General features: G+C 64.8%; 7 protein-coding genes. All 7 read right to left on the minus strand.

Annotated elements, in window-relative coordinates; translation table 11 throughout:
* Positions 1-19 precede the first annotated feature (19 nt).
* The 7 genes from DFO46_RS19090 to DFO46_RS19120 are packed head-to-tail and all read right to left on the minus strand — an operon-like array spanning position 20 to position 12810.
* A complete protein-coding gene (locus tag DFO46_RS19090) occupies positions 20-2758 on the minus strand; it encodes an SEL1-like repeat protein (protein WP_183041958.1) in 2739 nt (912 codons plus the stop codon).
* Positions 2755-3861, minus strand: coding sequence for an alginate lyase family protein (locus DFO46_RS19095; protein WP_120278573.1), 1107 nt, complete (start codon positions 3859-3861; stop codon positions 2755-2757). Before DFO46_RS19095 ends, DFO46_RS19090 begins: the two co-directional genes overlap by 4 nt.
* Positions 3854-7432 carry a NosD domain-containing protein gene (locus DFO46_RS19100; RefSeq protein ID WP_183041959.1) on the minus strand — a complete coding sequence of 1193 codons (3579 nt, stop codon included), beginning with the start codon at positions 7430-7432 and terminating at the stop codon, positions 3854-3856. The genes DFO46_RS19095 and DFO46_RS19100 overlap by 8 nt, the downstream gene beginning before the upstream one ends.
* A gap of 41 nt (positions 7433-7473) precedes the next feature.
* Positions 7474-8883, minus strand: a complete 1410-nt coding sequence (locus DFO46_RS19105; protein ID WP_120278575.1) for a sugar phosphate nucleotidyltransferase — start codon at positions 8881-8883, stop codon at positions 7474-7476.
* Positions 8880-9995, minus strand: a complete 1116-nt coding sequence (locus DFO46_RS19110) for a PilZ domain-containing protein (RefSeq protein WP_147412781.1) — start codon at positions 9993-9995, stop codon at positions 8880-8882. The genes DFO46_RS19105 and DFO46_RS19110 overlap by 4 nt, the downstream gene beginning before the upstream one ends.
* Positions 9996-10016: 21 nt before the next feature.
* Positions 10017-11516 (minus strand): glycosyltransferase, encoded by a 1500-nt coding sequence (locus DFO46_RS19115; protein WP_120278576.1) that lies wholly within the window; start codon positions 11514-11516, stop codon positions 10017-10019.
* On the minus strand, positions 11500-12810 hold the full coding sequence (locus DFO46_RS19120) for a nucleotide sugar dehydrogenase (protein ID WP_120278577.1): 1311 nt from the start codon (positions 12808-12810) through the stop codon (positions 11500-11502). The genes DFO46_RS19115 and DFO46_RS19120 overlap by 17 nt, the downstream gene beginning before the upstream one ends.
* Positions 12811-12842: the final 32 nt, after the last annotated feature.

The raw sequence follows: 12842 nt of genomic DNA on the forward strand, positions 1-12842 counted from the left end.
GCGGCCATCGGCCCAGGCTTCAGTCTGCGGTGTCGGACACGATCGCAGCCTCCTTGGCCGTGATGCCGTCGCGAACCGCCTTCAGGGTGCGGGCAGCGAGAAGATTTCCGGAGCGCGCCGAGCGCTCGAACCACACCGAGGCCTGGGTCACGTCCTTGTCGACCCATTCCCCGGTCAGATAGGCAAGGCCGAGCTGATAGGCGGCATTGGGATGATTGCGCTCGGCCGCCTTCTGCAGCCAGGCAATGGCCTGACGCGTGTCGCTTTCCGCCTCCGGCCGAAGGGCGAAGACACGGGAGAGCTCATACATGGCGGCCGTGTTGCCGGCATTGGCGGCACGCTCCAGCCAGCCGAGGCCAGCCTCACGCGACTGGTTGAGACCGTAGCCGTTCAACAGCATGTGGCCGAGGGCCGCCATCGCTTCCTTGTCGCCGGCATTTGCCGCCTCATACATGCGGGTGGCGGCGGCATCGGGCCGGATCGCGGGGCCGAAGCCGTTCAGGTAATACTCGCCGAGAGCCCGCTCGGCTGCCGAGGAACCACGGGCGGCCTGGGCATCGAGGAGTGCGACGGCCTTTGCGGGGTTGCGGCCGGCAGACGAAAAGGCAAGCCAATCGGCCTCCAGCAAGGTGGCTTTCGGCATGCGCATGCCGTTTTCGCTGCGCACATCGGCGACCAGAGATGCCGCCTTGCGGGCATCCCGCTCCACCCCGATGCCGAGCATGTAGGCGCGGGCAAGCAAGAGGCGGCTTTCCGGATCCTTCGGATTGTCCACGAGCACCTGCTGCAGCATGGCAATGGCGGCCGGGACCTTGTCGCGCTGCATGACCGACGACAGGTAGCTTGCGGCGAGGGCGGTGCGGGCAACCTGCGAACCGCTTTCCGCCGCCTTTTCGAGCATGGAAAAGGCCATGGCGGTTTGCTCCGGCGTGACCGCCATGGCGGACTTCAGCCGGCCGAGAGACACCAGATCGCCAGGTTCCAGCTCATCCTGGCGGAGACCGGAGAGAAGGGCTGCGGCTTCCTGGACGTAACCGGGCGTTCCGGTGGAAAAAAGCAGGGATGCAAGAGCGATCGTGTCCGTCGGGGTCTGAATGACGGATTTCGCCCGTTCCAGCACGATCCCGTCCAGTGTTCCCTGACGCAGGCGGGCCGCGACGATGGCCAGACCGCCGCGTGGGTCTCCGGCATCGATCTGGGTGAGATAGAAGCGGTCTGCTTCGTCGCGTTCGGCCTGATCGCGCGAGCCGGCCTGCATTTCTGCCAGCTCCCAATTGGCACGTTCGACGGCGCGCTCGCCCGCCCGGATGAACCAGCGTTTGGCAAAGCTGTCGCTGCGCGCCAGCTGATCGCCCTGACGATAGAGCTGGCCGAGCCGAAGCATGGCCTGGCCGACATTGTCGTCGGCTGCCTTGAACAGCAGGCGGATCGCCTGATTGCGGCTGAGCACGGCTTCCGACATTCGGCCATCAAGGGCCAGGCCGGCGACGGTGAAATTGGAATAGCCGACGCTGACGAAGGGGGTCTTGCGCAGGCTTTCGATGAGGGCGCGGGCGACCGCATCAGGCAGGGGCCTGCCATTGGCTTCCAGCCAGGCATTGTAGGCGAGTGCCGCGACGGTCCGGCCGTCCAGAGCCTGTTTCTCCAGAAGGGGCAGCAGAACCTTGCCAATCACCTCGGACTGGGCCGAGCGCCAATTCTGGTTGGCAAGATTGGCGAGGGCATCCGGATCGTCGGCGATCGGTTCGAGCGCCGCCATGATCAACTTCTGTCGTTCCTCCGGCGCTCCATCGAAGGCCAAGGCGATCTTCAGATCGAGGTTCGACAATTCCACCGATGCGGTACGCACATCGGCTTCGCTCGCCCGCTGCAGCCACCAGCGGGCCTCGGCGCTCGAAACGGGCATGCCGGTTTCGGCGATGGCTGCGCGACCAAGGGCGAGTGCGGCATTGCGCCCGCCGGCGCGGGCGGCCTGACGGAAGAGATCTGCGGCGCGGGCTGGATCGGGCTCGACATTGAGGCCGGTCAGATACTGGTCCCCCAGCTGTTCGACGGCCGTGACAGGATCGTTCTGCGCCGCACGCTCCAGCCATTGCATGGCCTTTTGCGGGTCGCGTTCGGTCAGGAGGCCGTCGGCATAGATCTGGAAAAGAGCAAGCGCAGCGGGCGCCTGACCCGCTTCGGCGCGCTCCGTCAGGCGGGCAAGAACGGCCTGCCTGAGCGTGTCGCCGACCGAGACCCCGGCGGCGAGCAGATCGTTGACGGCGGCTGCACTGCCGAGCATGGCGGCCGCTTCGAGCCGGGGGATCGCCTGTTCCAACGGTACGTGACGGTTTTCCATCGCATCGACGGCGAGCAGATAGGTCGCATCGCCATTGCCCTGGAGTGCCAGGGCCTGAAGGGCCTGCTCGATTTCGGCAAAGCCTTCGCCGCCCGATTGGCGCATCAGCAGGCGTCCGAGCGAGACGGTGACGGAGGGCGAGTTGTCACCCAGTTCGATTGCGCGGCGATAGGCGGAAATCGCGGCGTCGCGGTCGGCCTTGCGGATCGGGTTGTCGGCGCTGAAGATCAGGCCGTCGCGATAGAGATCGCCCAGCTGGCGCTGATCACGCGGCGTGGTGCTGCGGGAGAGGGTCTCGACCAGCGCCTGCTCCTTGGCGAAACGCGCGGCGAGATCCGTGTCCTCGGCTGCGGATGCGGACGGAAGCAGACCGAAGAGCACGAGGCCGACGGCAAGAATATGTGCAAGGCCTCTCATGGCTGCCCCCAGAAACATGTCGAATTTCCACCAATGAATTCATCGATCAGCGGTCGCCGCGCCACGACCTGGCGCGCAAAGAGACCCTTCAGCCGATCGAAGGCGAGGCCGTGGCCGGACAGGATGGCGGCTTCCGCCCAGCCCATGTAGTGGCGGCCGTGACCACGGGTTTCGAGAAAACCGAGCTCCAGCTGGCGGAAGTCCTTTTCCGGCCCGGGAATGTGGTTTTCTGCGGCGTAAACCGCGACCAGAATGGGGGAGGAAATGCCGTTCAGCAGTGCGCCGAGCAAGGTGGCGTAGGAGCGGCCCTCGGGCGAGGTCTGGCTGTAGAAGTCCCAGCCATGGCCGCGCGCCGTCTCCGCCATCACCGTGAGGCTCGACAGTGTCTGGCGCTGGTACCAGAGGGCACGCGCGCCGCGTCTTGCCTCCAGGGCCAGTGTTCCGTCGGACCTGGTTTCGTCGAGGACGGTTTCATAGCGGGCAAGGCCCTTTTCCATCATGGCCTTGTCGCCGGTCTCCGCGCCCCAGACGGCGAGCACGCTGTCGGCCAGCACACGGTGATTGTTTTGGTCCACGTCGCCGTCGAAGGTGTGATCGATCTTTCGGACCAGGCCATCGATCCAGGAACGCAGGCGACCGGATCGTTCGGCGTCAAGGCCGGGTTCGAGAATGGCATAGGCGACACTCAGCGGCAGCAGCTGGCGCTTGAGGGCATAATAGGCGTCGTTGATCTCTTCCGTCTCGGTGAAGGCTCCGGCAGCGGCCCATTGATCGAGCAGATCGGACAGGCGGCGGCGGGCATCGGCGTCGCCGGCGAGAGCCCGGCCGGAGAGCACCATGACGGCCCAGGAAAAATCCTCGGCAGAGGTGTCGGAGCCATAGCCTTCTGTCGTTGCCAGCCTGCGGATCGGCTTCAGTTTGGTCCAGGCGGGATCGATGGCGACGGCGAGGCAAAGCGCGCGAATGTCGCGATAGGCGTCGGTCTTGAGCGTTGCGGCACGGCTCTCGACATCGAAGAGGCCCGCCCAGCCTGACGCCGCTGCCGGAAGGGCAAGTCCCAGCGACAGAGTGGCGGCAATCGCAAGGGAGGTGAGGCTAGCCATCCCGCGCCGCCTCGCTGGTTGCGGCCGGAGCCGGGCTCAGCATCATGCCGGTGCAGATGTTGCGCTTGCGGGGTGGATGGGGCCAGCCGCCGAAATTGCAGCTTTGTACGGCCTCCTCCGGTTCGCAGCTGTCATCGGTGAGCAAGGCGGATGTCTCGCGCAGGCGGAGCAGGAAGGGAGAGAGCTGGCGCAGGTCGCCGGCAAAGATATTGTCGCGCTGGCGGCGATACATGTTGCCGTCGAGCTGCAGCTGCGCCGCACCCGCCACATTGATGGCGTCGGCATTCTCCGAGAAGAGATTGCCGCTGATCACGGCGGTGACCAGCATCTGGTAGGGATCGAGCTCGAAGTTGCGGGTATGGCCCTCGGGCGACTGGCGCAGGTCGGCGACATAGATGTCGGCTCCACTCTGCGTGTTGGCGTCGACGCGGTTGTCGTACATGCCGACATCGGCGCTGTTGCGGATCTTGAAGCCGGCGCGGCGGTTGCGGCTCAGATCATTGGCTGCAGCAATGTTGCAGCCGCTTTCGTAGAAGGTGAGGCCGTCGCCATCATTGGCCACCGCCGTGTTGGCATAGACGATGTTTCGCACGCTGGTGCGGTCGAGCATGATGCCCGAGCCCTTGTTGTGCAGGGAGACATTGCCGACGATGAAACTGTCGTCGACTTCGCGCGAGACGATGATGCCGTGTTTCTTCTGGGAGCCATAGGCCGTGTTGAGCGCGATCAGCAGGTGGCGGGAGCGGTCATGCGGGTCGATGCCGTAGATGATGTTGTCGCGATATTCGTTGCCGATGACCCGGACATGGTCCACTTCGTAGCTGTAATAGCCATAACGCAGATTTTCGAAGCTGTTGTCGACGATGTTGCCGGTCGGGCGGTTGTCGTCGAAGGCATAGAGCGACTGGACGGCGGCCCCGCTGGACTGGGTGAGACCGAAGGCCTTGCTGCTGTCGTAGCCCAGCATGGCAAGCCGGCTGCCGGCGATCTGGATGTCGCTGCCGCCCCAGGCGGTGATGAAGGGGCGGAAATTCGCCCGTGTCTTGTCTGACCCGACCGCAGGGCGGCCGGCAATCTCGTCGTAACCGACGATTTCGGCATCCTGGACGACGAGGCGTCCGGCAACGGCGATGAAGGCACCCGACTGGACGCCGAGCTTGTACTGGCTGAATTCGGTGCCGGACATCAAGAGCGTCGCGCCGGGCAGGACGATGATGGGAACGCGGACGAGAAGGTCATCGCCGTCGACCACCAGCAGGCGGCGCGCCGAGGTTTCCGGCAGGTCGCGCAGGAGCGTACCGAGCGTTACGACGCCCTTTTCGACGGCGATATAACGCGGCCAGGTCATCTGCTGGGAGAGCTGGACCTGGTGGATGGCAGCTTCGCCGCCGGTGCTGAGCTTGAAGGCCTCGAGGCTGAACGGGCTGAAGCCGAGAATGGCGAGGTGGCCGACGCCAGCGTCAGGCGCTGGAACGCGGCCTCGCAGCATGGCTGCGTCGTGTTCGAAGATGTCGGGCATGCTCACGCCGGGCAGGGCCCGGGTGGATGGAGCCGGTGCGAGGATCTGATGCCGGCCGATGGTGAAATCGGCCGGCTGGCCCGCTGCCGCTGGTGTGGTCGACGCCAAGGGATCGATCTGCGGATCGTTCAGCCATCCCTTGACGTCGAGCGCTTTCGCCCGGGCCTCCGCCATGCGGCGCAGGGCCGGGACGCGCGCCTGCCAGGGGAGAGCGGCGACGCTGGTGACGAAGCTCTCGATCTCCCCGGTCTTCTCGAAGGATGCATAGGCGAGATCCGCGCGCAGGGTTGCGGCGAGATCGGCCGGCAGGCGCCCCAGCCGGCCTTCTGCCGGCGCCAGGGCGCCCTGCTTGACGAGCAGATCGGCGATTTCGCTTTCGGCGTCGCGGCGCGCACCCTCATCGGTCAAGCTGTCGAGCAGGCTGTCGGCGCGGGCGAGTTCGCCAATGCGGGCAAAGGCGATCGCGATCTCGGCACGGCTGTCGTCGACATCCTTTTCGTTGGCGAGCAGGGCCAGGGCCTCGTCGAGGATCTCGCGGGCCGATGCCTTGCCCTGCGTTGCAAGCGCGATCTCGATCAGGATGCGGCAGCGGCTTTCCTTGCCGGTGGCCTGAGCCAGATAATCGCGGGCAAGCCCCAAATCGCCTTTCTCGACGGCGTGATCGGCAAGCGCTTCGAGGACGCGGTCGCGATTTGCCCCGGCGCCGATCTCGGCGAGACTTGCGGTCGCCGCCTGCGTGTCGCCACGCTTGACCAGGGCACGGGCAATGCCGGATCGGGCATAGTCCTGATCTTCCTCACGCGAGATCTCGGAGAGCAGCTTGGTTGCCTCATCCAGTAGGTCGTCGTCGGCCAGGCCCTTTACCAGACGGGCCATGGCAAAGGATCGCTCGTCGCCGGCCGGCAATGCGCGGGCAAGGGTTTGCGCCGGCCCGAATTCCGCGAAGGTGGCAAGCGCCGAGACGAGATTGGCCGTGGCATTGGGATCGTCGAGCTTCAGCTTGGCATTCTGCAGCAGGATCTCGCGGCCGGCCTCGACATAACCCTGACGGCGGAGATCCTTGGCGATGGCGATATCGGCATCGATGCGGGCCTTGGCTGTCAGCAACAGGGGGACGATCTCTCGGGCGCGCAGTGCCTTGCTGCGGTCGATGCGGGCGTCGATCACCTGGCGGAGCGCCTTGTTCTGGTCGCGGTCGCGGGACATGGACTTTGCCGCCCGGAGTGCCAAAAGGTCTTCCCCCTTGTCGAGCGCCATGTGGAGGATGCCGTCGAGGAATTCGGCGCGGACGTCCTCGTCGCGGTCGAGTGCCTGGGCAAGGACGAGGGCACGTGCGGGGTCCTTCGCGGCAAGGGCCGCCTTGGCGAGTGTCGTCAGCGTCTCGGGGGCCGGATCGGCCATGCCCTCGGCGGCCAGCGCATCAAGAGCGACCGTCTGGTACATCTCGGCACGCGTCCGGGCGAGAACGACGGAATTGGTGGCAATCTCCAGAATACCCTCCGGGAGCTTGCCGCGCGGGAAAACGAGCACGGCGGCATTCAGCGCGCCGTCTCGCGTTGCATCCCGCTCGATCGCGCGTGCTTCCTCGATGGCCAAGGTCGCCAGACGTTCGGCTTCGGCCTCCTGGCCGGCGCGGACATGGGCGGCGGCCAGTGCCGACCAGCCGGCAGAACGGTAGGCAGGGTCCCGGATCGTTTCCATCGCGGCCTTGGCATCGAGATCGGCCTGCAGGCCGGCATCGCCGGGGCCGATCAGCGCGGTCAGGGCCTCGACGAGGCTCAGGCGAAGGACATCGGGCGTGATCGCCTGGGCCGCCAGATCCTGCAAGGCCTTCTGCGCACCGTCATCGGCCTGATCGTTGCGTCCAAGCCCTTCCAGGACGCCGATCGCATCCACGGCCTCGTCCAGCAGGCGGACACGTGCATGAGGATCCCGCTCCGCATCCAGCTTTACGGTGCTTTCGGTCACGATGGTGCGGGCCATGTCGACCTCGCTCTCGATGGATGCCGAGGCCGGCACGGCCCAGGCGAGACAGGCCGAGAGCAGGGCCATTCGTAGCCGGGGTCCGGCGGAGGGGGGCAACAACGCGGCCATCAGCCCACCTTTCGCTGCTGGCCGAGGCTGCCGACCTCTTCCGCCGTGCGTGTGACGCTCAGCATGAGGATCGCGGTCTGATCGCCGGGATTGCTGAAGGTCAGCTTCTGGCGTGAGCGGAGATCCAGCCCGAAGCCTTGGGTCAGGACCGTTTCTCCGTCCGGCTGGCCGAGCATCGCTTCGCCCGACAGCACAACGATGCTCACCGAGGCCGGCACATCGTCCTGATCGAGTTCGAGCGTTGCGCCGGGCAGAATGTCGATGCGTTCGACCCGGAAACCCGGACCTTCTTCGAGCAGGCGGCGACTTCCGCCCGACTGCTGGCGCAGGAGGTGGCGATCGGCTGCGGGATGACCGGTCTTCGCCAGATGCTGGGCAATGAACTTCACGTCCTGGGACTGGGCGCGGGACGCGACCAGCAGGACATCATCGGTATCGACCACGACGATGTTGGAGAGGCCGATGACCGAAATCAGACGGCGCGAACCGCTGATATAGCTGCGGCGAACGTCCCGCAGCAGCACATCGCCCTTAAGGACGTTTTCCTCGCCATTGTGCTGGCCGGTTTCCCACAGGGCTTCGAAGGAACCCAGATCGTTCCATTCCGGCGAGACCGGCAACACGCCGAGCCTTGACGAATGCTCCATGACGGCATGGTCGATGGAGATTTCCGGCGCGGTGGAGAAGCTTTGCGACAGGCGCAGGCTGTTCTGCGTTCGGCCTGCCTCCGCGATCCCGGCGTCGACTGCGGACAGGACGTGCGGCGCGTGGTCGGCGAGCTCGGCGAGAATGGTATCGGCGCGGAACATGAAGATGCCGCTGTTCCAGGTGTGGCGGCCATCGGCGACGAGGCGGGAGGCGTGATCGAAGTTTGGCTTTTCGACAAAGCTCAGGACCTTCAACACCTCGCCTTCGCCTGCCGGTTCGGCCTCGATATAGCCGAAACCGGTTTCCGGTGCCGTCGGCCGAATGCCGAAGAGCGCGATGCCGCCTTTCTCGACGAAGGCAAGAGCAGCACGATAGGCATCCTGCAGCCGGTCGGGCCGGCCGATCCGGTGGTCGCTCGGCACCACCAGCATGACGGCGTCTGGATCTTCGGCGGCGAGAATACGGGCAGCGGCGGCAATGGCCGGTGCGGTGGAGCGCATCGCCGGTTCGATGAGCACGAGCGGGGCCCCGGCCGGATGGTCGATCTGCTGCAATTCATATTGAACGCGGGGTTCCTGCAGCGTGTTGACCAATACCGTGGCGCGTCCGAACTCGCCATCGCGGAAGCGGGCGAGGGTACCCTGGAAGAGGGAGTGCTCGCCGCCCAGCGTCTGGAACTGTTTGGGCTCCAGGCGCCGGGACAGCGGCCAGAGGCGGGTGCCCGAGCCGCCGCAGAGAATGACGGGACGGATCCGGGTCATGGCTTGATCTCCTGCGCGGCCGTTTCCGTGCCGAATACGCCAGCGACCGTGTGGACGAGGCGACCGATCGCGCTTTCGCCGAAGAGATCGAAGCGAACCTCGACCGGCTGGCCGATCATGTCCGTGGACAGCGTCTTGTTCGGGGCGATCAGCACGGTCAGGGGATCACGCGGCAGATCCGACTGCGATCCGCCCTTGCCAGGCAGCCAGAGGATCTCGGCATTGCTGACATGGGTGCCATCGGGATAGACGAGCGACGCGCTCTTCACGCCGTAAAGGCTCATCAGCTTGTTGTCGCTGACGGCGGCCGAGACCACGATCGGGGCGTCGGCGCGCATCAGCCGGACGATGGGATCGCCGGTGCGGACGAAATCGCCGCTGGCGAAGCGCTGTTCGGTCTGGACGCAGTCGCAGGGGGATTCCACCGTGATGGGATCGCCGACAGCCGGATTGACCGTGATCAGCGGTTCGCCGAAGGCGAGTTGCGCCTTTTCGTTGAGGAAGGTGATACGTCCGACGGCCGGGGAGGCGACATTGACCGTCTTGGCGGCAATGCTCGCGCTTTCCGGGCGCACCACATAGAGTTCGTCATAGACATTCGCCGAGAGGAAGGCGACGAGCGCTGCACCGATGGCGGCAACACCGGCGGTGGCCGCCACGCGGCGACCCAATTGGGCGATGCGGCCTCCGGTCGACAGGCGCGGCGGCGGCGGCACCTGCTTGGAGCGGACCATGTCCGTGCGACGGGCGACATCGAGCACGTCACCGGCTCTGACGACCTCGCCGGAAATGATGGCGTCGGTCATGTATCGCAACAGGCTGATCTGGCTGTCTTCCAGGGCGGTGAAAACGAGGCTGGTGCGCCCCTCGCTATCCGTTGCGTACAAAACCTCGGAGGGCACATGGGTCAGGCTGAAATGATAGCCGCTGAAGGGAATGGTGAGGTGGGCCATCACCTTCTTGCCGGCGGAGAAACCCTTGGCGTTGATGGCAAAGCCATTCATCGACCAATCGTGCACGTCATATTCCCGTCCGTCGATCGTGGCCTTCATGGGCAATGGATATCGGGGGTGCTGACGCTGGAGTTCAGCTTCGTAAGATATGCCTCTCATGATCGAGACTCCGGTTCGTGTTCACAGGCGGGGAATGGTGGTGATGCCGATCATCAAGCTGCAGGCGGTGATCAGTGCCAGGATGCTGACCGACTGGTAGAGCTTGGATTCGTATTTGCGGTAGGTGGCGAGCCAGTTGCGGTCTGCCTTGGCAAGCGTCGTGTTCTGGCGTGTCCATTTCTGGCGATCGAGATGGAAGAAGATGAACACCTTCATCGCCGAGCCGAAGATCTGGTTGAAGTAGAGCAGCAGGGGTGCCACGATCGAGACCTGGCGCCGGGCGGTCAGCAGCGAAAGCGTGATCGCGTAGCGTGAGGCGAGGATCCAGACGCCATAGACCAGAAGGGTGAAGGGCGAGACCAGCAGTGTGGCCAGGATGGCGCTGGTGACGCCGACCAGGCAAGTCCACATCGACAAACGCTGATCGAGGATGGCCCACCAGACGAAGTATCCGATCCGGCGCGGTCCGAGCGCCAGGGCACGCCTGTTGGTGCGCAGCATGTTGCCGTACCAGCGGACCATCAGCATGGCGGCGGAGCCGAAGAAGCTCTTGGATGGCGGATCCTCGATGGTCTTCACCATCACGTCCGGCAGATAAAGCATCTGGTAGCCGTTGCGCAGCAGCCAGAACCAACTCGACTTGTCATCCCCCGTCAGAAACTTGAAGCGGCCAAGCCTCGGGTGGTCGATGAAGTCGACCTCGACCTGGGCGACGAAATCGGGATTGCAGATGATCGAAGCGCGGAACATCGACATGCGGCCGGTGAGCGTCAGGACGCGGCGCGAGAGGCCCATGGAGGACATGAGGATATGGCGCTGGGCGAAGCGCAGGGCCCACCATTGCTGGAAGATCCACTTCCCATGCACTTCGGCGATTTCGTCCGTGGTCAGAGCGCCAACATTCGGATCATGGAAGAAGGGCGCGCATTGTTCGACAAGGTCTTCGGGAACCATGCTGTCGCCGTCGATCACCGCCACCATGGCATCCGGGGCGGGAAAGAGACGGGCAATGGCGCGGAAGCCGGAGGCCAGCGCATCGCGCTTGCCGCTGCCGTCGATCCGGACGATGACGAGGTCGACGGGATCGGTATCCGCCACCATCGCGGCATAGAGTTTCTTGATGATCCGCAGGTCCGAGAGATCGACGATCGAGGCCACCACCGTGGCCGGACCTGGCGCCTTCAATGCGGCGGCAAAGGCGGCACGGTAGACTTCGATCGTCGTTTCCGTCGGGATCCGAAAGCTGGTGACCAGGAGATAGGAGGCAAAGCCTTCTCTCTTCTTGGCCATCGCTGCGCGTTTCATGCGCGGATACATATAGCTGCGATACACAACGCCGCGCAGGAAATGCAGGATGCCCCAGCCATAGCGCCATGCGCCGATCAGGCCGATCGCCAGCCCGGTCTTGCTGTCGATGATGGCATAGGCCTGGCTGGGCAGCGATGTCGCTGCCACAGCGATGCCCAGCACCATCAGGACGTGCGCGGCCGGGCTGTAGGTGAAGTCACCAGCAGATGCCATGATAATTGCCTTCGCTGCGCAGCGTCTTGTCGACGCGGACCAGGTCGATGATGTGGGTCTCGGGTTTGACCCGCTTCAGCGACCCGTTCATTTCGGCCCGGTTGCCGACCACGATCACATCGGAGTCCGAAAGCACGGAATCGATGTCTTCGTTGAGCAGTTCGGCCAGGTGCGGCAGGCGGGCACTGACGAAGCTCGCATTGGCACCGGTGAGGCGGTTCATCCGGATGTTCGGATCGAAGATCTTGATCTGGTAACCGCGGCCATAGAGGCGTTCGGCCAGCTCGACCAGGGGGCTTTCGCGCAGGTCGTCGGTGTCGGGCTTGAAGCTCAGGCCGACGATGCCGACCTTGCGGCTGCCCTGGTTGGCAATCAGGCTGTAGGCGCGGTTGATCTGCACTTCGTTGGCCGAGAGCGTCGCCTCGAGCAGCGGGGCCGGCGTGCCCTGGCGGCGCGACATGCTGATGAGCGCACGCAGGTCCTTGGGCAGGCAGGAGCCGCCGAAGGCGAAGCCGGGGGTGAGATAGGCCTTGGAGATGTTCAGCCGATCGTCCGCGCACAGAATGTCGAGGGCGACGTGGCTGTCGATGCCGGCCTTGCTCAGAATGTTGCCGATCTCGTTGGAGAAGCTGATCTTCAGGGCGTGCCAGGCATTGTTGGTGTATTTGATGCCTTCGGCCGTCTTGATGTCGACGACGAATTTCGGCCGGTTGATCGGGGCATGGATCGATTCCAGCCGATCGAGCGTGAACTTGTCGGAGGCACCGAAGACGATGACGCCGGGGTCGTAATAGTCCTTGATCGCCGTGCTTTCGCGCAGAAATTCCGGCAGGTAGGCGATGCCGAAATCTTCCGCGGCCTTCATGCCGGAGGCGGCTTCCAAGGCCGGGACGACGATGCTTTCGGTGGTGCCGGGCAGGCAGGTCGAGCGCACGACGACGGAGTGGAAGGTGTTCTTCAGCTTGATGGCAGCACCGATATCCTCGGCGACGCGCTTCAGATATTCCGTGTTGAGGCTGCCGTCCGGCAGGGAGGGCGTGCCGACACAGATGAGCGACAGATCCGTCGCGGCAATCGCCGCTGCGGCATCATGGGTTGCGGTGAGCCTGCCCGAGGCGACGCCGTCGCGGATGATCTCCTCGAGGCCGGGCTCGATGATGGGCGATTTTCCGGCCATCAACGGGCCGATCTTGTTGGGATCCGGATCGACCGCCGTGACGTGGTGGCCTTCCTTCACGAGGCATGCGGCTGACACTGCGCCGACATAGCCGGCACCGAATATACTGATCTTCATGCTCAGCTCCTTTGTATAGAGCCTCACTGAAA

This window comes from Rhizobium sp. AG855 (assembly GCF_003610655.1).
Classification (GTDB): domain Bacteria; phylum Pseudomonadota; class Alphaproteobacteria; order Rhizobiales; family Rhizobiaceae; genus Allorhizobium; species Allorhizobium wuzhouense.